Raw genomic sequence first — 25,028 nt, forward strand, 5'->3', positions numbered from 1 at the left:
CCCACAACATTAGCTATTCCTTCTATACCATCTTGGCAAAGGCAATGGACTCGCTATGTCAGCACAACAACGTATCGAACATCTTCATAGTTTTCGTGGTGTGGCGATTATTACCATAGTGGCTGCGCACGCCTGGTCATTTGCGATATTTTGGACCGGCCAATTAGATGACAGCTTAGAGTGGGTATTTGCTGTCACCGAGATGCTGTTTCACGGCTCAACCCTATTCTTTGCCATCATTTCAGGGCTGCTATTTACTCAGGTACTACACCGTAAACCTTGGAGTCACTTCTACCGACAAAAGCTCACCAAGGTAGTGCTGCCCTATATAGTGATGAGCGCGGTGATGACCGCCATGTACTGGCAATATGTCAGCGCCGATAACCCTGACGCCAATATGTTACATGTGTATTTGAACAGCCTACTGGTCGGTAAGGCGAGTATTCAATACTGGTATATCCCTGTATTAGTGGTGTTATTTGCGCTAACGCCACTATTTCAGTGGTTATTAAATAAGTTATCTACGCAGCCTCGCGGCATAGTTGTAGCCTTCGCACTCACTTTGCTACCGTTAATCATTACTCGCAGCCCGTTTCCTGACTTTATTAAGCCGCAAACCTTTGTGTATTTTAGTGGCGCCTATTTGCTGGGGATGATTATCGGCAGTCACTATAAAGCGACATTAACGCTGATTAAACGCTATCAATTGCCCATACTCGCCATAGTGGTGATATCTAGTTTGGCGCTTGTTTATGGTTATCTGGTTGATACCTGGAGCTATGGTTTTTTCAGCTTGCGCGAAAGCTTGTACTACCTGCAAAAATGCTTGCTCGCACTGTTGATACTTCATTGGCTGCACGGCTGGCATCAGCCATCACACCAGCAATCAAATCAAACGCCGAAGCAACTAGCTAGGCGACAAGCCAAACCAAAAACTAAACGCCTGTTAAGCCTGTGCGCCGACCACGCCTTTGCTATTTACTTTATCCATGTCGTGCCTATGGGCTGGTTAATTGGCCTTGCCTGGCAAACATTGGCTGATCATCGCAGCCCGTGGTTAATTGTAAGCTTTGGGCTAGCAAGCCTGACTTTGTCCATCACTCTGAGCATCGTCATCAGCCGCATAATACGACTGCTATTTAAACAGCACTCAAGCAAGCTTATTGGCGCCTAGTTTCCAGCAAAAATGTAAATGCAGCGGCTACAAATTGACTCCAATGCCCAAAGGGCATATTGTTAGCGCAAAATTTGTTAATTAGATGACTCGTATGATGCAACTCGACCCAATTAGCCTGTTCAAATCCCTGTCTGATCCTTCACGCTTGGCGATTATTATGATGCTGAAAGCGGAGAACGAGCTATGTGTGTGTGAGTTTACTGAAGCATTAAACGAAGTGCAGCCAAAGATCTCCCGTAACCTTGCATTACTAAAAACCAATGGTGTGGTCGTTAACCGCCGTGAAGGGCAATGGATCTACTATTCAATTAACCCTGAATTGCCTGAATGGGCGCAAGAAGTGGTAAACCAAACCTATGCCGGCAATCACCAGTTAATTGCCGATGCCATGACTAAGCTAGAAAAAGTCGGCCCAAGTAGCGATAGACCAAATATTCTTTGCTGCGGTAGCTAACCCTTTCATCAAGCATAGAAAATGGGACATATAGCCTTAGCAATATGCCCCACCTTGCTCCCAAAACGTTATTCAAACTTTTGCAGCTAACGCATTACTCTTAGCCGCTAAAGTTAGACGTCCTTGTCGTTAACTCTAATCAGCAAAATCATCAGCCAATGCAAAAAACCTAGTAAATACTCTTCACGTTAAAGCTGCGAATGTAGTACACATTAGGCTTAGTGTTGGCTTCTAGATTCAGCTGCTGCGCGCTATTAAGCTTAAGCATGCGTGACGCTTCACTAGTCGGGTCGTCCAAATCACCAAACACACGAGCGCCTGCGGGACATGCCGACACACAAGCTGGGCTTAAGCCTTGGTCTAAGCGGTGATCGCAGAAGGTACACTTCTCAGTTGTGCGACGTGGACGCGTAGCTGGGTAAGTATCGCCACGCGCTGGGTTCATATAAGGGAACACCTTGGCATTCGCTTGCTTAACCAGCGCTTTAGGTGAAGCGGTTGCTCCGGCAACGAGTGCTTCATCGTCTTGCCAATTGCGATGCGGCACCTGCTTGTTGTAGCTAATCACGCCATACGGACAAGCTCGCTCACACTTACGGCAACCAATACACTTGTCGTTGTCTTGCAAGGTTAAGCCACGCTTATCTTTGTACATGGCACCTGTTGGGCACACTTCCACACACGCAGCATTCGAGCAGTGGTTACACATGGTCGGGATATAGCTGTACTTCACATCAGGAAAGCGGCCTTCAGTTGTATTGATATGATTCGACCACTTAATTCCATCAGCAGTGTTGTTTTCAGCTTTACAAGCTAAGTCACAGCCGCCGCAGCCTACACACTTTTGTAGGTCAATTACCATTCCGAGTCTCATAATCAATTACCTCAGGCTTTTTTCATGTTAATACGAATGTGACCATAGAAAGCAGACGCGCCGCTTAGCCTGTCATACCTATCGGCAATCAGGTCATTGTTAGAGCCTCCTCGCTCTTGCTGACCAAATATCGCTGCCGCATTACGGCCATACGCCCAGTGACCTTGACCAAAACACTTCGCGACTGTGCCGGGGCGAACTCCTTCCCACAGCACGGCAGTACAACTGACTTCACCTACAGGGCTAGCAATGACCACTTTGTCGCCAGTTTTAATGCCTAACTTCTCACCATCAATTGGATTGATTTTGGCTGAGTCGACACCAGCTAAATCACCCGGGTCAACATCCTTAAACTCGTAGAACCAAGGGGTATTTGCCGAGCGACCTTCTTTGCTCAAGCGTGACTTTTGATCCACCAGCAATAGCGGGAATTTAGTCGCATCACCAAAGCGGTAAGGCTCTTCGTAGTGAGGCACAAACGCCAGTTCGCCGCGCGCCTGGTACTCACACACTTCCATCACCTTGTCGATGCTGACATGATGTTTCTTGGCGTGCTTAGATAGCGCTTTCTGTAAGGTTTTACTGTAAAACTCAAACTGCTTGGTTTCGGTTTTAAACTTGCCCCAACGCGCTTGATACTTGTACGGATGACTGTTCCACACGCCAGCATCGGTAAATTGCTTCCAGGAGGTCATTGCCTCACCGTATTTACCGGTCGCATCAGACCAAAGTGGGTGAGTCACATATTTCACCAACAACTCACCAAACTGGCGTTCATCTTTAGCAGCTTGCTTAGTTTCTGGGTCAAGTAGTTGCTCATTGATGTAGCGCCAAGGCTTATCAAAGCCTTTATCGGCTAGCTTCTTAGCAAGCAAGTATGGAATTTCTGACTCATCATCTTTGGTGTCCCATAGACGTTTAATCGACGGTTGCTGCACCGATACTTGATGAATACCATTACCAATTGAGTCGAGCACGCCCCACTTTTCAAACATATGATGGTTAGCAGGCAGAATAAGATCGGCAAACCAGCTGAACTCAGAAATATTGGTGGTCACATGGGCCATGAAATCAACTTGGCTTAACGCTTCATTCCAACGTTGACCTTCTGGTGCAGAAAAGTTGAAGTTGTTGAAGTAAGCGAGTAATACCTTGATGTCATATGGGTCAGCCGACAACATGCCGTTAGCCGCGTTGCTGGTGACCACACCACCGCCAGATTTACCCTTCTTAAGTGCTGGGAAGGCAAGCGTGCCGCGCTGGTCAATCTTGGTATGTTTAACGCCTTTTTTCGCAATATCGTCTAGGTATGGCTTAGAGTCAGGGAATTTCTTATTCAACTTAATCTTGTTGCCAGGGAACAAACCACCCTTGCTGTCGATACCGCCGAATAAGCCATTGAGTGAATGACAAGCCATCGCGGTATAAGTGCCACGGGTATGCATGACTGCACCGCGTGAAGTCCAAACCTGTACCGCCGGTGCGGCTTTACCCATATCACGCGCAATCGCAATAATGGTTGCTGCTGGAATTTGGCTGATTTCTTCAGCCCACTGCGGCGTGCAATCTTTGAGTGATAGGTTCCACCAATCAACTAAACCATGGGTGTAGCGCTCATCAAACGCTTTTGCATCAACAGTTTTACCAGCCACAAACTGGTTTTGCTTGTTAGCAAAGTCACCCACAAACGGTTTGTGCCATAACCCCTCAACTAAGGCAACGTGAGCAATGGCTAGCGCTAATACGCTATCTTGCGCTGGCTCGATTGGGATCCACTTATGCGCCTTACTTGCTGAAGCAGACAAACGCGGGTCGACGACCACAACTTTGGCGTTATCTAATGCCGCACCAAAGGTTTTTGAGTAGTAAGACACCTGGCGGTTACTGGCAACAGGGTCTGCACCAAACGACAGAATAAACTTGGTGTTCTCTATGTCATATTGGTTATAGCCCCAGTTGCCATCTTGATAATACGGCGCCATTTTATGGGCTTCGGCACAAATAGAACTGTGAGAAATGTTATTTGGCGAGCCAATCATATTGGTCAAATGCTTGTACATGAACTCATTGATATGCGAGTAACGACCGCGCATGAGTGCATACTTATGAGATTCATCATTGTTTCTTAGCTTGATGATCTTATCAGCCAATAGATCTAATGCTTCATCCCATGAAATTGACTTGAACATAGGATCATGCTGTTTACCCTTTTTCGGGTTAGTACGAATAAGCGGTGTTTTCACCCGGTCTGGGTCGTAAACCTGCTGCAAACCTAATTGCTCGCGCGGACAACTAGAACTACCGTGCACTTTCGAGTTCACGTTACCACGTACTTTTACGGCTTTGCCGTCCATAATATAGGCTTGCTTAGCACACCAGGATGTACACCCTTGGCAAGTGGTTGCAACCCATTGGCCTGTACCTGTTAATTTCGCCTTAGCTGGCAATTCACTCTCAATACCTTTGATTACTGGCTCAACTGTATTGCTGCTGCACCCCACTCCTGAGAGAGCGGCCCCTGCTACTGACGTTTTTAATAGCGCTCTGCGGCCTTTATTTACGTTATCAGTCATTTCTACCCCTCGATATATAACACTAATCGCATATACACATTTATAGATATACTCCTAAAGCGGTACTTTTGACAGTTTTATTACAGGGGCTAATTCACAGTTTTGAACTTTGTGATTTGCTTAATTAATCGACAGGGAAAATTACTTTGTAAATTTATGCAGTTAAGCCGACTAACAAGCTAGAACGGCTCATCAGGGAATGATTGAATGCTGCGCTGTTATCACTTACTTAATTTGATATAGGCAACAAAAAACCGACACTAGGTCGGTTTTAGATAAAACAATATAGCGAGCTAACACTTAGTTAACGATAGTTTCGTTATCGATAACATGGTTAGCGATGACTCACGTGATTTAATAATTATTCAAGCTCGTCAACAGGAAGCCAGTTTACTTTTACTCCGGCTTGCAAGAACATATCTTGGCTGATTTTGATTTTATCGCCCCAGCGCGATAAGAAGTCCTGACTTTGCTCTGGGCAATACACGCCGGTAATACCTGTTTGGATAATCTTAGCCGCGCAGTTTGGACACGGAAAATGAGTAACCCAAATATCGCAACCATCAAGGTCGCGCTTAGCGAACAAAATCGCGTTTTCTTCAGCGTGCAAGGTTTTCAGTAGCTTCATATCACGATCGTCAGTCTCTGCACTGTCCGATATGCCATGAGGGTAGCCATTGAAGCCAACTGAGACGATGCGGTTATGCTTAGTGATCACCGCGCCAACCTGAGTCGAGGGATCTTTACTCCAAGAGCCAACTAGCTCCGCCATTTGAAAAAATCGTTTCGCCCATTTTGAAATCATAATCACTGCCCTTAAGTTTATTTACCTGAACTCTGGGTACGCAAAATGCCCTAACCTACTGATGTATCATACCTTAACTAGATAATATTGCAGAAATACTTTACTGATTTAGTCAATCATAACGCTGGAGCAAATTTTCACAATAATAGTTGCCTTTCTCAACGTTCACACATTTACCGTACATTTGACATCTTATTGTGTTTATTAGATATTCTTAACAAAACAACAACATAAATGGCTGCTGTTTACGCTATATTTTGAATGGACTCAATATGAAAAAATACTTCGCACTGCTGCTAGTGCTCTTAGGAACTGGCTGCGCCCAAAAAATCACAGCAATTAAAGACGACACTGATAACAAAACCTCTTCCGAAGCTGGTTACTTGCTCATCTCATTCGACACCAATACCGAGCTGCACAAAATTTTTATCGATGGTCCTGAGAACTTCATGTTCACTCAACAGCACTTAAAAAGTGGCACCAACTACATTATTGCAGAGCTCCCCCAAGGAAAATATACCTTCGAGAACGTCAGATTGTCGCGATATTATTATTTTGAATTGGATGATGAGTCTTGGGAGTTCGACATCATTCCTGGCAAGGTTAATTACGTCGGTAATTTTAATTTCGAATTCGGCTTTTTCGGCAGCAAGATTTTATTAGAAAACCAATCTTCTGAAGCTTTACGATTCATCGAAAAAGAATACCCTAAACTATATCAATCGAGTGAATTGGTTTACTCAGGCCCCGGAGAAGATAGCTTCTTCCAATACGCTCACAAAGTTGCAGGGGAGGCTAAATTATGAAGCGAATCTATTTAATTTTCACCTTCCTTTTATTGATATGCAATCAAACGCACGCAATGCCGATCCCGGCCGACAAACTATATACAATGCCAGCTATCGCCAAGGTTGCATTAAGCCCAGATGGCAATCACATTTCAGCGGTTCAATTCGAAGAAAAAGAAAGCAAACTAACGTTAGTTGACATCGCCACCCACGAATACGTCGAGCTAATGCGCCTGGAATCGGGCTCACTGATCTTGGAGTATCAATGGTTAGACAACAATCATATTTTTCTAAAAACGTTTCAAAACAGAAGGCAAAAGCTCGGCATATTGACGATTCGCAATGCCGAGGAAAAAATAGAGCCGACATACACTCATCTTGATTTATCTGGCAATTTAGTCAGTACACTTGATTACTCGGGTAAGATTTTATTTGGCTTACAATCCGGGAAATATCAAAAGCTACACAAACTCACTATTGCAGAGTTCAAAGCAAATAACTTCTCTAAAGAAACACTCTTTGAAACCTCAAGGCGTAAAGCACATCGCTACTTTTTTGACGAAAACAAAAGGACTTTATTCTCGTTTAAAGTAAACGTCGATGACCATGAAATTAAGTTTTACTACCGCCAACTCGATGACTATAAATGGCGTAGTTTTTTTACCATGACATCCGATGAACACACTTTCTTACCTGTTCAATTCATTGATAAAAAAACCATGTATGTACTGAGTAACCAAACCTCAGACAAAGTAGGCCTGTATAAGTTTGACTTTAAATCTCAAGAATACTTAGAGCTGATATACGAGCATCCACAGTATGACTTAGTGTCAAGTGAATTTAATTCTCGGGGCAACTTACACTCGGTATCTTTCTACGAAGATGGGCTGCTTACCGAGAAATACTTCGACAACTCAGCTTCTGCTGAACAAAAAAAGCTAAAATTGTCTTTTGAAGGTAAAAGTGTCATGCCAATAGCTGGCAATGATCAGCACCAGATTGTCTTTGTTTCTTCATCTGATGACCCTGGCAGCTACTACCTCTATAACAAACAAGAGAATTTGGCGACGTTAATTGAAGAGCGTTACCCAGAACTTGCCAAATACAAATTGCACAAAGCAATTGAATTTGATGTGACAAGCGATGATGGTCTCGTCGTTGAATCCTACTTAACCCTACCTCCCCCAGAGCTAAGCAATAAAGTTCTGCTTGTTGTTCCACATGGTGGCCCAGCAGGTGTGAGGGATTACAACAATTTCAATCCAGAAAGCCAGTTTTATGTAAGTCGCGGTTTTGCTGTTTTGAGAGTAAACTTTCGTGGCTCTGCAGGTTTTGGTAAATCTTTCCAAAAGAGTGGTATAGGTGAATTTGGCCTAGATATAGAGCGAGATATCACCAAAACAGTTAACCATGTAGTGCAACAATATGGCTTTGAGCGCCGCTGCGCTATTGGCGCAAGTTATGGTGGCTACTCATCAGTTATGCTAGCAATTCAGCATCCAAACGATTACCAATGCGTTGTTGGTGCATATGGTATTTACGATTTACCCTTACTGTTCAACTCATCAAACATCAAATCCACACCAGAATATCGAGAGATGACAGCAAAAGTAGTTGGTGAATACAGTGGCAAACTTGGGCTAACTTCACCACTATATTTACTGAACAGCTATAACACTCCGACTTTACTTATTGCTGGTAAAAAAGACCCTATCGCTGAGTTTGAGCACACTCGTCGCCTCGAATACATACTAGATAAAAAAGGCAACTCACCGAAGACTCTCTATTACAAAGACACTGGACATGGTCACAGCAAGTTCTTTTGGCAACAGCATGAAGCGATTAGCATTGCAGAGTTTCTCAAGGACACACTTGAGCTCGAAGATTATGATGCATTAGTGAAAGATGATACGGAATTAGCAAATTTAGCCAGCGACTATGAAATGCTAGCACAAGTGCGTCACTTTGATAGTTTGGTTGAGAAAAGCAGCTCAACGGCTCAAAAGTACTACTTTAAAGCCGCCTCAATGAACCACCCCGAATCGAATTTCCGGCTTGGGCAGATCCACCTAGATGCAGACGAAGGTAAAGATGCGATTAGGTGGTTTAAAAAATCAGCAGAGCTGGGGTATGACCGAGCAAACTATCAAATGGGATTAATGCACATTCAAGACTTACACATTGAGTATGATGCACAACAAGCTTTTAGCTATTTTGAACAAGCTGACAAACTAGGTTACTCATCTGCTGCTAAAGTTCGATTAGCCAAGTTTTATTGTATAGGTGAGGTTGTAAAACAGGACATTCAAAAATGTATCGAGCTTCTATCAATAAACCATATTGAGGACATTCCCGAAATTGACCGAAAGCATGAAAATGTCAAGTTCAACAAAAAAGAGCGGCAGACAGTGCTCGCTCGTATCTATGCAAACATACAAGCTAATGATGTAGTTATTGACTCTCTAAAGACACTCTTAGCAGAAGAGCTAGATATTAAAGCGCATGTAACCAACATCAATCTCAATGGAATGGGACTATTGACCCCTTCAGGCGAAAATGTTGCCGAAAAAATAACGTCTTCAGAATTTAGTGACGATGACATTGTAGGCATCAAATTCACGATAGACAGCAATTCTAGCAAAGAAAAAGCTGCTGTATTCGCGCATTGGCAGTTTATTGATAGTGAAGGAAAGAAAAAAACTAAGTGGACATCTATGTTGTGGGGAGATCAAAAACATAACTGGTCCTCTAGCTACCGCTTGACTAATATCGATGGCAAAGGAACCTATAAAGTCACCTTAAAAGATAGCTCAGGTAATGTATTGTTAGAACAAGATTTTATCCGCCTGTAAACCAGATTCCAGCGGCATCTTTTAATAAGCCGCTGGTTCCATCCAAATACTACTCTTTCACCAACTTACCCCACTTATTAAGCCAAAATGGATGCTCGGTCAGGGTCATAGCTTTACGCAATAAGCTATTGGCTTTGGTTTGATTATCTAACTCGATATAGATTTCAGCGAGCGCGGCTAAAGCGTGTGGATTAGTCGGGTAGTTGGCAATGGCAAGTTCTAGCGTAGCAATAGCTTGCTCGGCATCTGCGGTAAATTGCGACTGCGCCAACGCTGTTAGCGAGCCGACCGCTGACACTTCAAAGCCGTAGACTTGCTGCGACAAGGTTTTATAGTGCGCTAATATCGCCTGCGCCCCTTGTTTACCGAGTTCAGAATCTGGCTGCACTGTGTTGTGGATATCATTGAAGATCATCTCAATACCCATAGCAGTTGCCAACACAGGTTGGGTCATATAATAGCTGCCATCAAACCTTTGCACCTTATAGTTAAGCATCGAGTTATCAGCTTGTTTAAGAATACTTTCTAACTCAGCGAACGACGGCAACTGACCCTGCTCGTAACCACTATCGCTAGTTGATACAAACAAGAACCGCTGCTGCTTTAGTTTGAGGTTTTTGAGTTTTTCAGAGGCATCTTTAAGCACATAACCAAAGTCACGGCTCAGCACTGGGCTAGCAGCGATATAAGCGTTAAATAGCTCAGGGCGATTAATCAGGGTATACAAACCAAGCCCTGCGTTACCGGTAAAACCGTTTAAGATTTTAAAGCCATTAGTGCGATAACTGCGGTCAATTGTTGGCAACAAGTCTTGCTCGAAAAAGTCCAACAGTTGCTGATTGCCCTTCTCTTCAATGGCTAGCTCTTTTAACTTGCCTAACCCCTGATGCCCATCGGGTGCAGTTATAATGATGGTTTCTAACCAAGGCCAGCCACCATTGTGACTCATCCAGTCGTGCATACCTGTGTGCAACAAATGCGAGCGTGGATGTAGATCAAGCATCACAACATAGGACTTAGCTGAATTTTGCTGATAGTTGTGGGGTAAGCTCACCATAAAGTCAGCGCTTTTTTCAGTAAACAACTCTGACTCAACGCTCAATACCTGCTGTATCGGCTTAGGATAAGCTTCATGCTGCTGAATATTCGATGTTGGCTCGGCAAGAACCTGCGGCATGAACAGCGGCGCAATAAATAGCATGCCTAAAAGCATCAGTGTTGATGACAGACGATATGATGAAGTAATCATGTGGCTCCTAAAGTTAGCTTGATTAGCTTGAATTAGTAAATGCTAACCTAACAGCTCAAATACAATAGGACAATTCTTAAGCAACCTATTCCTTTGTAACTCATCAACTTGCATTACAGATACGTTTATCTATAAATCCTCAACTAACGAGCAACAAATTCACTAGCCATAAAGGCTAATAAAGCATAGGATCGAGGCTAAGCAAACTTTGTTATTTGGAGTCGTGACACACTATGAGTATTCGAGCAATCATTGTTGATACTGCAGGTACTACTACCGATTTAAACTTTATTCAGGATGTATTATTCCCATACTCCAAATCAGCAATGGCTGAATTCATTAAACAAAACCAAGACAATGTGCTTGTTGATTACTGCATTAGCGACGTGAAAGACATTGCCCTAGAGCAAGATGCCGATCTGGAACGTGTTATTGAGATTTTAGAATCTTGGATTGATGAAGACCGTAAAGTCACGCCACTGAAAACCCTGCAGGGTTTAATTTGGAAGCAAGGTTATGACCAAGGTGAGTTTACTGGCCATATTTACCCAGACTTTATCGAGTTTTTACCAAAGCTTGAGGCTCACAATGTGCGCTTATATAGCTTCTCTTCAGGCTCGGTTGATGCCCAAAAGCTGTTATTTACCCATAGCGATAACGGCGACCTAACACCTAAATTTAACGGCCACTTTGATACTCGCACCGGTAACAAGTTAGACAAGCAGGCCTACAGCAATATTTGCAACACCATCAGCTTGACGCCTAAGCAAATTCTGTTTGTGTCAGACGTAGTTGAGGAGCTAAAAGCCGCTGAGTCTGCAGGTATGGTAACTTGCCAAATGGTACGTGACGATGCGCAGCGTACTGGCAATTTTAAAACGATTAGTAACTTTGCCGAGCTGCAATTAGGCTAATAAATTTGCGTTCTTAACGCCTAAGATTCGGGTGATAGAAGAGAACAGACTTAAAAACAAAACGACCGCTTGCGGTCGTTTTTTGTATTGAGCCTCACGTTAATTAACTCGCAGGAAATGCCGGAGATACGCATTTCTTCACTTCAAAATCAAAGCCATACTTTGCCTTGTTATTTGGAGTTATCTCTAAAAACTCATAATCATTGAGCTCCATCACCTTACTATTCTGCGCCTTACTACAACGAGAGAAACTATCGGCTTCTAGATAAAAAGCAAAAACGGCAATGGCTTCTCGCACCGCGTTAAAATAGTCATCACGAATCACCTGATACTGAATTTCATCGGTCGCAAGATCAGAGTTAATCACCACCAGCCCCGTATCATCTCGCTTCTCATCTGAATCAGCTAACACCTGCACCTCACCTAATTGGTTGTCTTGTGCAAGCTCATCCTTTGACTCTCCAGTATTAACGGCGACTTTAGTTTGCTCGTGGTCTTCAGAGGGCTGCACAAGCTCAGATTGAACTTGCTTTGCCTCTTCGTGTCCATCGTCATCTAAATCATTTACGCCGATAAACATGAGTAAGTGATACATGATCACCCAGGCTAACACCAAACGAACCCAGTAAGTGATTCGATGATAATCTTGATGATCGGTTAGGCGCTTAAATTTAACTCCCATCATCTTAAGCAACCACACGCAAAATGCGTAAACAGGCAGCAACATCTGCATCAATATCAGTGCAAAGCAACTGGTGATAATTATCCACTTAGGGATATAAAGCAAAATGGCGAAGTTATGAGTGTAATTAAAGTGGCTAGCAGAAACGCCAACAACCTCATTTACTACACTGCCAGCAGTGGCTAGTGCAAAATTGGCAACTATCGCATAAAACAGCAAGAAAAACGCTTTGCCTGCTAGGCTATGCCACATACGCTCGAAGATAGGCCAAAACTCAATTGCCATGCCTATCACGCTGAAAATACCTACCCAGGCTAATGACTGAGTGGTAATCAAGATAATCAGAGCCACCAAATAAAGTTTTTGCGACATTGAGAGTTTATCTCTAAGTACTTTAAGCGGTTGCAGCAGGGTTTCGAAGAATGAAGCAACTAAAGCACGACCAGCAACAATTTTAAAGTTGGGCAAGGATTTAAGCACGACTGTTCCTAACAGCTAGATAAACAAGCCTTTAACATATCGCGTTTTAGTGGTTGTTGTAAAAGTAACTTATTGGTAGATTATTTATTCAAAACGACCGTTTGAATAATTTATTTGTCGTATTATCCACAACGAATTCTACAAGACTAAGAAATTAAGCTAATAACTAAGCTAGAAGCTAAGCCAAGGACTGCATCATGGAACAATTTATTGCCAAGTACCCAATTCACACCCATATTCCTGTCGCCTGGGGTGAAATGGATGCCCTGCAACATGTGAACAATGCCAACTACTTTCGTTACTTTGAAACCGCAAGGCTAGACTTTTTCACCCAAATCAACTTTCTCAAAGACTTGCATCAATCAGGAATTGGCCCCGTAGTAAGCGAAACTAATGCTCGCTTTAAGCGCCCAGTGGTATACCCAGATAACCTGGTAGTAGGCGTTAGCGTTAGCGAGACTCAGCAAGACCGTTTTACCATGCACTACCATGTTTACAGTAAATCGCAGCAAGCGGTGACCACTCAAGGTTGGGCAAAAATAGTGATGTTTAACTTTAAGACAGGCCAAAAAGCTGATATTTCACCTGAGCTATTAGATGCACTCAAAACCCATGAGCAAGCATAATACCAATTAGCATAAGAATGTGATCATTCTTATCCTAATTGGTATAAACGCGGGTAGATTAAAGCGCAGATACAACAACGGCTTTGTTAATCTGATAATTAACAAAGCCGTTTTTATTCGGTTGGCAGCCTAGAAATAGCTACTCACTGCTCGCCGCTATTAACCCTTCACTATTACTCGCCCGTCAATTGGGCTAGCTGAGTTTTTACCTGCTCCGATAATGGCTCGCTTTTCTCGGTTTGATAGTTGTAGTGCACCATAGTGGTTTGCGCTTCAGCAGTTTTTTTACCTTCTTGCCAGCAGCTTTGGGTGATAACAAAGCTACTGTTACCGATACGGCTTACGTGGGTTTTCACTGTTACAGTTTTACCGTAGAAGGTTGGCGCGGCAAAGGTAATGTTGAAGCCAGCAAGGATCATGTTCCATTTCGTTAAATCTTGCCCTGGATTAACGATTTCAAAAATCGGCTCACGACCTGCTTCAAACCACACTGGGATCACTGTGTTATTGATGTGCCCTAAAGCATCGGTTTCACAAAAGCGCGGGGTAATATCCAGAGAAAATTGAGTCGTCACAGTACATATCCTTATTCAATAATGCTGCGGGCATTGTAGAGCAAGGCTTAAATATCATCAAAAAAGTCCTTATCTCTGATGTATTTGTGCATGTAATGATAAGTAAACGGCGACAATACCCAGCTAAAAAAGCTTAATATAAAGCGGTTAACGGGATGAATGTTGTCGTATATGCGCTCATTGTGCAGCCACAACATTTTTCCCACATGAAAGTAGATCCCAGGTAAAGGCGGCAGAAAAGTCACCACATCTAAATCGCAACAAATACGATAGGTTCGTCTACTCAGTAAATAGTGTTTGGCAAAACTGCGAAAGCCAACCGACGGCTGACCGAAAGTCACCACGCGCTTAATTGCGCCAGGGTAAGATCGCTCTAACCTATCGGCCGCCAATACTGCCATAGCGCCGCCTGATGAATGCCCGGTTAAGGTGATGCGCTTACCTTGTGTGATTAATGGGGCAAGCACTTGTTGCAACTGTTGATATACGGTTTCATGGCTTTGATAATTTGGCGGGAGAGGATTAGCTTGTTGCTCTAACAAATAGTTAAAACCCGAGTGCACATTATAAAATCCACCGCGGAATATATGCTTGCTAGGCCAGCACCTTAGATTAATAAACCACTCATTGAATGTTTGCGAACCTCGAAACACCACCAGCACTTCTTGGCGCTTGGGTTGCCACAGTATTCTTGCGCAAATATGTCCCCAGCGGTTGGCAACTTGATGATAATGCTCACTATCAAACCCAAGCTTGAACGGCGTAAAGTCGCGCTTGTAGACCACTTTACACAGCACTGCATAGCGCTCATATTGGTAGCGTTTGAGTTTCTTCACTAGGCTGCTTATCTTGGCTAACTAGTTTAGGAACTATTGCAGCCAAGCCTCATACATATATGACTCAGCCCAGCTTAAAACACAAAAATGACAACTCAGTGACTATTAAAAGCACTCATGGCTATGCAGAATACGGCTGACGGATAATGGTTTTCCAGTTTTCAGGGCGAGCGCGGCGAATATCAGACAAGTACACCTCTTTATGGCGACCACTTAACTGTCCGCCTAGACCTTCAATATGCTGATGTACACGCTCAACGGTTGGCCCTTCTTCACTAAACGGCCCCACATGCAGGGTTTGCGCACATTTCCCTTCGGCAATAGATTGAAACTGTACCTTGTCTAATGCTGGTAAGTCTTTCTTGGCGGCTACAGTTTGCATGGCTTGCTCAACCAACTCGCGAGTAATTAACTCAGGCTGCATGATCATCATTTGCCATTGCCAGTTTTGCTTATTGCCTGTGATGAAATCATTCATATCATCTGCCCACCACTGACCTTCAAGTGGCATCACCCCATAGTCGATAGCCAGCTCAGACTTCTTAATCATAAATTTCAAGGTGTAGGCCACACTATACAGGGCTTCAATCGCCTGCTGATGCGACTCGCTACCAGGCTCACCTTTGCCGGTTACGGTAAGGAAATTCATTGCAGGTACATAAACTGCCACGACTTTCTTGGCGGACGCTTTGTAAAACTCACTCAATAGCTTTTTATAATCTCGTTTTTCCATCGCTAACCCCTATATCTTGGTAGCACTCTAGATTTCACTATTTGCTAACTAAATCGTGCGAATACATCAGCAAATTGTAGGCAATAAAAAAGGACGTGCTTGCACGTCCTTTCAGGTAACTTGTGCTCTAACTAACGTTAGTAAGTTTTGCCATACATGGCGTTAATCTCGCTCATGTATTTGGCATAAATGTTCTTACGGCGCAGCTTCATAGTTGGCGTAATCAAACCTTTCTCAGCCGAGAAAGCTTCAGGCAACAAGGTGAACTTTTTAATTTGTTCAAAGCCTGCAAGCTCTTTTTGCAGCTCTTTTAGGCGCGCTTCAAAGTGTTCAACAACTTGAGAGTGGCGTAGTAACTCTAGTGAGTTTTCAACCTTAATGCCTTTCTCGTGCGCCCAAGCTTCGAGTGACTCAAATGCCGGTACAATCAAGGCTGACACATAGTTGCGCGCATCGGCCACAATCGCAACCTGATCGATAAACGGGCAACACGCCACTTTACCTTCAACACGTTGCGGCGCAATGTACTTACCGTTTGAAGTCTTCATTAACTCTTTAATACGGTCGGTTACGTATAGGTTACCGTGCTCGTCAAAGCGACCCGCATCACCGGTTTTTAACCAACCATCTTCAAATACTGCAGCAGTTTCTTCTGGGCGGTTGTAGTAACCACGCATGACGGTATCGCCGCGCACCATGATTTCGTTATCTTTACCCAGCTTAACCTGAGTTTCCTGCAGCGGCTGACCATTTGAGCCAGGCACGCGGTTGTCTAAAGTATTACAGGTTACAGTCGCTACGGTTTCTGTCATGCCATAGCCGCACAATACAGGCACACCAATAGCATGGAAGAAGTTGCCTACGTTATGGTCAAGTGCCGCACCGCCACATGGCATAAACTTCAAACGTCCGCCTAGTACCTGCTGTAGCTTGCTAAACACGAGCTTGTTTGCCAGCTTGTGTTGCAGTGATAAACCTAGGCTGCCTTGAGCACGATTTTGGCCGACTTCAAACATCTGGGTGCCAACATTAATCGCCCAACCAAATAGCTTTTGGCGCACGGTAGGCGCTTTTACCACCTTGTCATGCACAGCACTGTAAACCTTCTCAAGGAAACGCGGCACTACACAAAGGGTATGTGGGCGCACAGCAGCAATGGCTTCTTTAACACGGTTAGTGTCGTTTAGGTAAACGTTGTGACCACCACGGCATAACACGTAGAAGCTCCAACCACGTTCAAATACGTGCGAAAGCGGTAAGAAAGCAAGCGACACATCACCAGGATTAAAAGCAAGTTTTTGGTCATGCTGCAAAATCGTTGATGCGATATTACGGTAATCCAACATGACGCCTTTCGGGTCGCCTGTTGTACCAGAGGTATAGATAAGTGTAAGTAGGTCATCTAGCGAAGTTTGCCCTAGACGCTCAGTTAGAGTCAGGCTATCTGCAGCGCTAAAGCTACGAGCTACAAGCTCATCAAGATGAATATGCTTGTCAGAGTTAAGCTCGACCTCACGATTAAATACCACAATGTGCTCAACGCTGTTGCATTGTGCTTGTACTTCGCAAGCCATTTTATACTGAGCATCGTCACCAGCAAAAATCACTTTCGCCTGCGCATCGTTAACGATATACGCAGCTTGCTCAACTGTGCTGGTTGGATAAACCGGTACCACAACACCGCGAGCTTTCAGAATGCCGATATCGGCACAGGTCCATTGCGGGCAGTTAGCAGATAAGATGACGGCTTTATCTTGTACATTAAAGCCGACTTCAATTAGGGCAAGCGCGATAGCATGGGAGATCTCATCAAAGCGACGCCAGCTGATTTGCGCCCATGGCGCAGACATTTCAAAGCCCTCTAACGCGACCTTATCGCCTAGTGCGCGGCTTTGTTGCTGCAGTAATCGCACCACATGGTAGTTTTCTAAAGACATCGGCTATAACCCTTTTAGCTTACACGTGTACCGTTTTGACGGCATTCTACATCAAGGGCGAGCGATCACTAAGCAATTTTCGGTAATTCAGTTGCGCGAGATCAGTTTTTCAGTTGATTTGTTATCAGCTACGATCGATAACACCGTTTTGCCATAGTCTGCGTTTACCAAACATTAACAATAGTTGTGCAATTACCACTAAAACCACATCGGCAACTAACCAAGGTAGCAAGCTTTCGCCGTCTCTAAAGTCAACAAAGCTGAATGACATCACACCTGAGTGAACACCAACAATAAACATGGCTAGTGAAATGTGTAAACTAGTCCGACTTGCCGAGCCTGCGCCTAGGGCAAAACCACAGCCCCAATAAGCACTTAAGCCAATGTGTAAGGTAAGTTGCCAAGAGAGATTTTGACTGAGCAAACCGTCAACTAAGCTGCTAAATAGCATGATGGTGACCATCACCGCGATAAGACGATACTGCCCTTGATAAAAGGCTTGCTGCAATCCAGACAAACCATTGAAGCAAGGCAACATAAACAGGCTTTCTGATGCACGTGTACGCTGTACCCGGCTCCAATGCACAATACCGCAAGTGATCACCACAATTTGCCCAATAATAAACTGCAGTGGAAAATCAAAATCAAACATCATAGTTGCCACGCCAATCGCAATGGCAATAAATGGCAGTAGCACAATCACCACGACTAACGCTGGCCCCATAAAATAATTGACCGGAAATAGCCACTGCTCAAGCTTTTGACTTAACTTGTTGTGGTGCAAACTGGGCAGCCAAAACCAACCAGCTTCCATCCCATTAAGGTAAGTCACTCTCGCCTCACCTTGCCACTCAAAAGCGCTTTTACTAAGCAGCACATAGCCTAAGCTGGCAATCGCCAACAAGGTAGTCAGATAAGGATTTAAATACTCAACAAAAGGCACAGCAAAAAACACTAAGACCGCTGCGTTAAATAGCTGGCTGCGGTGCAGAGTTAACGCTAAAAACACTATAGTAACCGCGGCAGATGAAATCACTTTAGGCCATACTTCACTCAAGCCTAAATAGTTGATAAAACATACGAGATACAGCCACATCACTCCATAAACAGTTGCCGACTGCACTAGTATATTGCGCCGATAATAAGGCACGAGTTGACTCCACTCAGTACCTTTAAGGCGATTGATTTGCCAGATAATAGCAATAGAAATTGACACTACAGCCACTGAAATGATGATCCCTGCGACTTCGACTTTTTCAGGCTCAATCAGAAACGGCAGCAATAAAAAACCGCCAACGCCCGTCAGTAAAAAGCTTAAACAGCCAAGATCATAAAACCACAAGCGCCACATACCTTTAAATGGGCTAACTCGCACTCTTGTTGCTGGAGCGAACTGCTGAGCCTTGTTGATGTTATTGTCGATACTGTTGTCGATATTATCGCCCATCTCACGACTCATGGGTGTAGCTCCATAAACAGCTGCTCTAGATTCATTGCCTGCACATTGGTGACACCGGCAACGCCATCTAATGGGGTTTGAGTATCGACTACCCAGCGACCAGAGCGCTGACTCAATATTTGCATCTCATCAGTTAATTCGCTCAGCGCTACATCATCGGTGAGTGTAAGTAGTTTGACGTCCTGGCGCAGATCATCAATTTCTTTAAACAGCACCAATTCGCCATCTTTAATCATGGCAACATGGCTGGCAACCCGTTCTAGATCTGAGGTGATATGCGACGAAAACAGCACTGCAGCACCAGAATCTAGGGCCAAATCAAACAGGTCGCCCATAAATTTACGCCTTGCTGCTGGGTCTAAACTGGCAACTGGTTCGTCTAAAATCAGCAATTTAGGACGATAGGCCATCGCCATAATTAACGCCAAAGACTGTCTTTGACCGACAGATAGCTTTTGTACTGACTGCGTAACATCTAAATCAAAGCGCGCCAGCCAATCTTGCTCTAGCTCGGCATCCCAATCAGGGTAAAAGCTGCGGTGTAATTCAAGGGCGCCTTCAACGGTAAAGCCTTCATAGCCAAAGGGCTGCTGCGGCACGTAACCTATTTGGCTTTTTGCCGTGGTAGATAACTGTAGAGGGTTGGCACCCAGAGTGCTGATGTCGCCACTATCAATCGGCAAAATGCCCAAAGCGCAGCGCATCAAGGTCGACTTACCTGCGCCATTTTGCCCGAGCAAACCCACGACCATGCCTGGGTACAAGGTCATCGACAGCTTATTCAACGCTGTTTTGGTTACCTGCTTGGTATTGAACTGCTTTGATACCTGCTGAAAATCCAGTATCGCTGCCATTTCATGTTCCATTAACGACATCCTTTGTTGAAAAATGGTTGCTGCTATAACTCACTGCGCGAGGCTTAAAAGCCGGTGACGAATTTATCAGTCTTGGGGCCACTGCTCGCGAATTAACTCAATCAAGTCTTGTTGTTTTACCCCAAGCTGGCTTGCCTGCTCAACTAATGCAGTCACTTGAGGCTGAAGTAAATTCTGACTATTGCTGGACTCAGGCACATCGCGGTGAGCAATACGAGAGGGCTGACCACGGCGGCGTTCAACCCAGCCTTGCTCAACTAACTGCTGCATCGCTCGCGAAACCGTCATCGGGTTCACGGTTAAATGCTCCGCTATTTGCCTAACTGATGGCAGGGTGTCGTCGGGCTGAACTTGCCCACCCACAATCAATCGCACGATTTGATCATGTAACTGGCGGTAAATTGGTTCCCCACTATTGGGGTTGACATTGATAAGTTCTAACATTAGCCTAACTGTATTAATACATTGATACACCCATACACTTAGTGTAAGGTAACATAATCATCCTGAATTGCAAAAAGGAAATGCACCATGAACCACAGGACGTTATTCACCCAAGCGACGGCATCACAAGCCAGCTCTACTGCGCCCAAGCGCGCTGTAGCTATGGGGTTAAAGACGCTGACGCTAGCAATGGGGTTGGCTACTAGCTCGCTATTATGGGCTGATGTAAGCACTGGCGCTGACACAAAAGATGAAGCTCAGCAAAAGGCCGAGGCGGTGAATGAAGCCACTAATACACCAACTTCGATTGCTGACGACACTAAAGTCAATGGCGCGATAAAGAGTACTGCAAAAACCCAGTCTTGCTACCTAGATGGTTTGGCTGAGCAGCTCGAGTGCGGCAAGATCAGCGTACCTGAGAATCCAAACAAGCCAGATGGCAAACATATTGATGTTCACTTTGCCATTTTGCCTGCAATCAAGAACTCTTACCCAAATGAGGCGCTACTTGCTATTGCAGGTGGCCCTGGTCAATCGGCTATTGAAAACGCAGCCGGGTTCGACCGCATGCTGACTAAGGTTCGTCAAACGCGCGATATCCTGCTGATTGATCAACGCGGCACAGGTCAATCAAACCAGCTTCAATGCCAAGATGACGCCATGTTTACCTTGTCGTTCAACGATGATGAGCTGAATTTAGGTGAGTCGACCCAAGCCTGTATTGATGAGATAGCGAAGAACAACCCATCAGATATCAGCCAGTACAATAGCGTAACCGCACTAAAAGACTTTGAAGCAGTGCGTGAATACCTTGGCTATCAGCAACTGCATCTTTATGGCATTTCTTACGGCAGCCGCATGGCGCAGCTTTACATGCGTCACTACCCGCAAGCGCTTAAAACCGTCACCCTTGATGGTATAGTGCCGATGCAACAAAGCGTAATCGCCATTGGCGGCGCTATTGAACGTGGCTTGAACCTGTTATTTAGCGATTGCCGCAACAATCAGGCATGTCAGCAAACCTTCCCTGATCTTGAACAAGATTTCCGCGATGTTGACAACAAGCTTGCCAACGCGCCAATCACCCAGCAGGTTCGCGACCCACTAACCAATTCGCCAGAAACCTTGCTTATGACTCGTGGCAAATTCAATGGTGCCATCCGCATGGCCATGTATTCGCCTACCACTCGCGCACTGTTGCCACACGCGATTCATCAGGCTAAGCAAGATGACTTCCAACCAATTTTAGGCCTTTATGCCCTTACCGCAGACAGCACAGGTATCGCAATGGGCATGCACGCCAGCGTGGTATGTAGCGAAGATATTCACCGAGTGACTGAGCAAATGCGCAAAGATGCCAAGGTGTCTTACATGAGCGGCAGCATGCTTGATGGTTTAGAGAAAACCTGCGATGTGTGGCAAATGCCGTTAATGGACGACAGCTTTAGCGCGCCAATTAACAGCGACATACCAACACTACTGCTATCAGGTGAAATTGACCCTGCAACGCCACCCAACTGGGGCGCTATGGCAACCGAGCAACTAAGCAACGCGCAACACTTTATCGCCCCGTATGCGACCCACGGCGTGGCGTATCAAAGTTGTGGTAATGACCTCATTGCCGAGCTAGTCGACACGGCAGATGTAATGAGCATTGATGGCAGCTGCCTTAATAAAGATGTGCGCCGCAGCTTTTATCTAAATGCCAATGGTGTCGAGCTGGTGACAGATAGCGACACTAGCACATCAACTACTGCCACCGCTGATAAGGAATAGTCATGATTAAAGTAGAGAATTTATCGAAGAAGATTGGCGATGTGCAGGCGCTTAATAACCTAAGTTTTAGCGCTGAAAATGGTCAAATTACCGGATTGCTTGGCCCAAATGGTGCCGGCAAAACCACCTGTTTGCGCACGCTTTTCGGCTTATTAAAACCAGATGCTGGCGTATCAAGCGTTGATGATATTGATGTCGCTAAAGATCCTATTGGCGCAAAGCAACAACTTGGTTTGTTCCCTGACCCATTTGGTCTGTACGAGCGTTTAACGCCAAGAGAGTACATCAGCTACTTTGCCGAGCTAAGTGGCATGGGGCGCAAAGATGCCAAAGCAGCCACTGCCAAAGTGATTGAGCAGCTTAATCTTGAAGATATTTCCGACCGCCGCTGTAAAGGTTTCTCTCAGGGTCAACGCATGAAAACCGCGCTTGCTCAGGCAATCGTTCATCAGCCAAGCAACATTATCCTCGATGAGCCAACCCGTGGGCTCGACGTAATGAGTACGCGCTTGCTGCGTGACATCTTGCTGGAGCTAAAAAGTCAGGGGCACTGCGTGCTGTTTTCAAGCCACGTGATGCAAGAAGTCGCCGCACTGTGTGACCGCGTTATCGTGATGGCAAAAGGTCAAGTAGTGGCAATTGGCAGCCCAGATGAACTCTGTCAACAAACAGGTAAAGACTCACTTGAAGATGCCTTTATCGCTCTCATTGGTACTGACGAAGGAATTGCAGCCTAATGAAAACAATATTTGCTATGGTGCGAAAAGAGCTAATTGATGCCGCGCGCGACAAACGTTCAGTCATGGCGGGCTTATACTACGCCATTGGTACGCCGCTATTAATGTGCGGCATGTTTATGGTGCTGATCGGTCAGCTATCTAGCCCAGAAGATCTGAAAATCACCATTGAAAAAGCTGACAACGCACCTGATTTAGTGCGCTACCTCGACAACAATGGCATCGCCCACGGCGAAGGCGAAGATGTTAAAGACATCACCTTGCGGATCAGTGATGACTACGCCAAAGACATGTCGCAGGCCAAAGCCGCTGAAGTATTTGTCATTGCCGATCAATCAAACGAGAAATTGCAGCAGTCTATTCGTCGCCTGGAAAAGCGCTTACAGCTATACAGTCTCGAAATGGGCAGCTTGCGTTTAATTGCTCGCGGTATTAACCCGCAAGTGGCTGCGCCAATTAAAGTCACAGTGTACGATCAGGCAACATCCGACTCTAAAGGTGGGTTTATTTTGGGTATCGCGATTTTCACCATGATTTATTCGGTGTTTATCTCGGCGATGAACCTTGCCATTGATACCAGTGCCGGTGAGCGCGAGCGTGACTCATTAGCCTTGCTGCTAAGCCACCCGATCACCACCCGCCAACTAGTGTGGGGCAAGGTTATTGCCGTGACTTGCTTTGCTATGTTGGGGTTAATACTCATCATGCTTATCTCCAAAGTCGCCTACACCTTTGTGCCTTGGCATGAGCTTGGATTTAGCGTCAACATCTCGATGGACTTTATCGGCTTGATGTTCGCCATTGGTGCGCCAGTAGCCCTGCTAGCGGCAACTCTGCAACTGTTCGTGTCATTTATGGCAAAAACCTTTAAAGAAGCGCAGTCATACCTAACCATGGTGCTGTTTGTACCAATCGCGCTGTCGATGGCTGCAAGCTACAACATCGCGCCCGATATGTTGCAATGGCTGCCAGTATCAGGTCAGCAACAAGCACTAATGGCATTTATTAAAGGCCAAGCGCTACCAGTGACCCAGTTAGTTGTATCAACTGTCGCCACGCTAGTCATCGCCTTAGGTCTTGCCTTTGGTATGGAGAAATCACTTAAAAGCGAAAAGGTGGTATTTGGCTTGTAGTGCTTAGCACCTAAAGCGCCACCTTGTAATTAACCGCTGCCCGATGTTTTTGAGCACAAATAGGCAAAAGGCAGCTAGTGGAGGAAGTATGGAAAACGATATCGCAATCATCACCTTAGTGGCATTGATAGTTATGGGAACCACCGCCACCGAGCTATTTAAATACTATATGAAAGCCAAGTACCCAAAAGGGAAACTCGCGGGTCAAGCAGCTGAGGCATCATCAAAGCAAGATGCCCAATTCAGCAGTCATGTTGCCGACCTACAAGCGCAAAACCAGGCATTAAAAGAGCGTGTGCAAGTGCTTGAGAAGTTAGTGACTGATGAAGGGTTTGAGGTTAAGCAGCAAATTAATCGTTTGTAGAATAAGTTTGAACAGCTAGCCCCGTTTACTCAAAGGACAAGGCAATAGAAAAAGCCGCGACTGTATATGTACAGGCGCGGCTTTTGTTTGCATGCAGCTAAGCGGCTTAGCGTCAGAAAGCTACTTAGCTTTTGGACGGAACGGCTTAATAACTGACTCGTCGCATTCCAGGAAAGGTCCTTCCATCAGATCAATACAGTAAGGAATCGCTGGGAATACCGCATCTAGACACTCGCGGATAGACTTTGGCTTACCTGGCAGATTCACAATCAGGCTATCTGCACGTAAACCTGCAGTCTGGCGCGACAAAATTGCCGTTGGCACGAACTTTAATGACTCAGCGCGCATTAGCTCACCAAAGCCAGGCATCATGCGGTCACACACAGCTTCTGTTGCTTCTGGGGTAACATCACGCTTAGCAGGACCAGTACCACCAGTCGTGACCACTAAACAGCAATCTTGGTTATCTGCCATATCGATAAGCGTTGCTTCAATCACGTCTTGCTCATCCGGGATCACCTTATAAACCGGCTCCCACTCAGAGGTCAGGTACTCATTTAGCACATCAATAATCGCTTTACCTGAGATGTCTTCATACACACCGGCACTGGCGCGGTCACTCACGGTAACAATACCGATTTTTGCTTTCGTCATTAATCTATCCTCATATTCATACTTGTCGCCT

23 protein-coding genes are annotated in these 25,028 nt (G+C 45.1%); 10 read left to right on the plus strand and 13 right to left on the minus strand.

Annotated elements, in window-relative coordinates; translation table 11 throughout:
• Nucleotides 1-55 precede the first annotated feature (55 nt).
• Together G3R49_RS16085 and G3R49_RS16090 are read left to right on the plus strand one after the other, a co-directional pair.
• Entirely contained in the window at nt 56-1,174 is a 1,119-nt protein-coding gene (locus G3R49_RS16085; protein ID WP_167870335.1) for an acyltransferase, read from the plus strand.
• A 94-nt stretch (nt 1,175-1,268) separates the two neighbouring features.
• On the plus strand, nt 1,269-1,631 hold the full coding sequence (locus G3R49_RS16090; RefSeq protein ID WP_245335385.1) for a metalloregulator ArsR/SmtB family transcription factor: 363 nt from the start codon (nt 1,269-1,271) through the stop codon (nt 1,629-1,631).
• A 169-nt stretch (nt 1,632-1,800) separates the two neighbouring features.
• Here G3R49_RS16090 and arrB read toward each other — a convergent pair whose 3' ends face one another.
• The 3 genes from arrB to G3R49_RS16105 all read right to left on the minus strand — a co-directional run bounded on the left by arrB (nt 1,801) and on the right by G3R49_RS16105 (nt 5,883).
• A complete protein-coding gene (gene arrB, locus G3R49_RS16095; protein ID WP_167870336.1) occupies nt 1,801-2,505 on the minus strand; it encodes an arsenate respiratory reductase iron-sulfur subunit ArrB in 705 nt (234 codons plus the stop codon).
• A gap of 11 nt (nt 2,506-2,516) precedes the next feature.
• Nucleotides 2,517-5,078 (minus strand): arsenate respiratory reductase molybdopterin-containing subunit ArrA, encoded by a 2,562-nt coding sequence (gene arrA, locus G3R49_RS16100; RefSeq protein ID WP_167870337.1) that lies wholly within the window; start codon nt 5,076-5,078, stop codon nt 2,517-2,519.
• A gap of 361 nt (nt 5,079-5,439) precedes the next feature.
• Nucleotides 5,440-5,883: a dCMP deaminase family protein gene (locus G3R49_RS16105; RefSeq protein WP_130599937.1), complete on the minus strand. Its 444-nt coding sequence runs from the start codon at nt 5,881-5,883 to the stop codon at nt 5,440-5,442.
• Between the two features lie 272 nt (nt 5,884-6,155).
• Between G3R49_RS16105 and G3R49_RS16110 the strand changes: the two genes are divergently transcribed.
• Together G3R49_RS16110 and G3R49_RS16115 are read left to right on the plus strand one after the other, a co-directional pair.
• On the plus strand, nt 6,156-6,689 hold the full coding sequence (locus tag G3R49_RS16110) for a hypothetical protein (RefSeq protein ID WP_167870338.1): 534 nt from the start codon (nt 6,156-6,158) through the stop codon (nt 6,687-6,689).
• Nucleotides 6,690-6,745: 56 nt separating this feature from the next.
• Nucleotides 6,746-9,523, plus strand: a complete 2,778-nt coding sequence (locus G3R49_RS16115; RefSeq protein ID WP_167870339.1) for an alpha/beta fold hydrolase — start codon at nt 6,746-6,748, stop codon at nt 9,521-9,523.
• Nucleotides 9,524-9,572: 49 nt separating this feature from the next.
• Here G3R49_RS16115 and G3R49_RS16120 read toward each other — a convergent pair whose 3' ends face one another.
• Complete coding sequence (locus tag G3R49_RS16120; protein WP_245335386.1) at nt 9,573-10,772, minus strand: alpha/beta hydrolase-fold protein; 1,200 nt, start codon at nt 10,770-10,772, stop codon at nt 9,573-9,575.
• 233 nt (nt 10,773-11,005) lie between these two features.
• Here G3R49_RS16120 and mtnC point away from each other — a divergent pair, with 233 nt between their 5' ends.
• Nucleotides 11,006-11,686 carry an acireductone synthase gene (gene mtnC, locus G3R49_RS16125; RefSeq protein WP_130599935.1) on the plus strand — a complete coding sequence of 227 codons (681 nt, stop codon included), beginning with the start codon at nt 11,006-11,008 and terminating at the stop codon, nt 11,684-11,686.
• Between the two features lie 103 nt (nt 11,687-11,789).
• Here the strand turns inward: mtnC and G3R49_RS16130 are convergent, their stop codons facing one another.
• Nucleotides 11,790-12,848: a hypothetical protein gene (locus G3R49_RS16130; protein ID WP_167870340.1), complete on the minus strand. Its 1,059-nt coding sequence runs from the start codon at nt 12,846-12,848 to the stop codon at nt 11,790-11,792.
• A gap of 197 nt (nt 12,849-13,045) precedes the next feature.
• Here G3R49_RS16130 and G3R49_RS16135 point away from each other — a divergent pair, with 197 nt between their 5' ends.
• A complete protein-coding gene (locus G3R49_RS16135; RefSeq protein WP_167870341.1) occupies nt 13,046-13,474 on the plus strand; it encodes a thioesterase family protein in 429 nt (142 codons plus the stop codon).
• 173 nt (nt 13,475-13,647) lie between these two features.
• On the opposite strand, the gene G3R49_RS16140 is transcribed toward G3R49_RS16135, so the two are convergent.
• The 7 genes from G3R49_RS16140 to G3R49_RS16170 all read right to left on the minus strand — a co-directional run bounded on the left by G3R49_RS16140 (nt 13,648) and on the right by G3R49_RS16170 (nt 20,333).
• Nucleotides 13,648-14,049: a thioesterase family protein gene (locus G3R49_RS16140; RefSeq protein ID WP_167870342.1), complete on the minus strand. Its 402-nt coding sequence runs from the start codon at nt 14,047-14,049 to the stop codon at nt 13,648-13,650.
• 47 nt (nt 14,050-14,096) lie between these two features.
• Entirely contained in the window at nt 14,097-14,885 is a 789-nt protein-coding gene (locus tag G3R49_RS16145) for an Mbeg1-like protein (protein ID WP_167870343.1), read from the minus strand.
• A 121-nt stretch (nt 14,886-15,006) separates the two neighbouring features.
• Nucleotides 15,007-15,618, minus strand: a complete 612-nt coding sequence (locus tag G3R49_RS16150) for a GyrI-like domain-containing protein (protein ID WP_167870344.1) — start codon at nt 15,616-15,618, stop codon at nt 15,007-15,009.
• Between the two features lie 137 nt (nt 15,619-15,755).
• Nucleotides 15,756-17,555, minus strand: coding sequence for a long-chain fatty acid--CoA ligase (locus tag G3R49_RS16155; protein ID WP_167870345.1), 1,800 nt, complete (start codon nt 17,553-17,555; stop codon nt 15,756-15,758).
• Nucleotides 17,556-17,679: 124 nt separating this feature from the next.
• Nucleotides 17,680-19,014: an ABC transporter permease gene (locus tag G3R49_RS16160; RefSeq protein ID WP_167870346.1), complete on the minus strand. Its 1,335-nt coding sequence runs from the start codon at nt 19,012-19,014 to the stop codon at nt 17,680-17,682.
• Nucleotides 19,011-19,880, minus strand: a complete 870-nt coding sequence (locus G3R49_RS16165; RefSeq protein ID WP_167870347.1) for an ABC transporter ATP-binding protein — start codon at nt 19,878-19,880, stop codon at nt 19,011-19,013. Before G3R49_RS16165 ends, G3R49_RS16160 begins: the two co-directional genes overlap by 4 nt.
• A 75-nt stretch (nt 19,881-19,955) precedes the next feature.
• Entirely contained in the window at nt 19,956-20,333 is a 378-nt protein-coding gene (locus tag G3R49_RS16170) for a GntR family transcriptional regulator (RefSeq protein WP_167870348.1), read from the minus strand.
• A gap of 87 nt (nt 20,334-20,420) precedes the next feature.
• Between G3R49_RS16170 and G3R49_RS16175 the strand changes: the two genes are divergently transcribed.
• The 4 genes from G3R49_RS16175 (at nt 20,421) to G3R49_RS16190 (ending at nt 24,343) form a co-directional block, all read left to right on the plus strand.
• A complete protein-coding gene (locus G3R49_RS16175; RefSeq protein WP_245335387.1) occupies nt 20,421-22,109 on the plus strand; it encodes an alpha/beta hydrolase in 1,689 nt (562 codons plus the stop codon).
• 2 nt (nt 22,110-22,111) lie between these two features.
• Entirely contained in the window at nt 22,112-22,846 is a 735-nt protein-coding gene (locus G3R49_RS16180; protein WP_167870349.1) for an ATP-binding cassette domain-containing protein, read from the plus strand.
• A complete protein-coding gene (locus tag G3R49_RS16185) occupies nt 22,846-23,979 on the plus strand; it encodes an ABC transporter permease (protein ID WP_130599913.1) in 1,134 nt (377 codons plus the stop codon). The genes G3R49_RS16180 and G3R49_RS16185 overlap by 1 nt, the downstream gene beginning before the upstream one ends.
• An 88-nt stretch (nt 23,980-24,067) precedes the next feature.
• A complete protein-coding gene (locus G3R49_RS16190) occupies nt 24,068-24,343 on the plus strand; it encodes a hypothetical protein (RefSeq protein ID WP_130599911.1) in 276 nt (91 codons plus the stop codon).
• Nucleotides 24,344-24,463: 120 nt separating this feature from the next.
• Here the strand turns inward: G3R49_RS16190 and mog are convergent, their stop codons facing one another.
• On the minus strand, nt 24,464-24,997 hold the full coding sequence (gene mog / locus G3R49_RS16195; protein ID WP_130599909.1) for a molybdopterin adenylyltransferase: 534 nt from the start codon (nt 24,995-24,997) through the stop codon (nt 24,464-24,466).
• Nucleotides 24,998-25,028: the final 31 nt, after the last annotated feature.

Source organism: Shewanella sp. WXL01, from assembly GCF_012263345.1.
Taxonomy (GTDB): Bacteria; Pseudomonadota; Gammaproteobacteria; order Enterobacterales; family Shewanellaceae; genus Shewanella; species Shewanella maritima.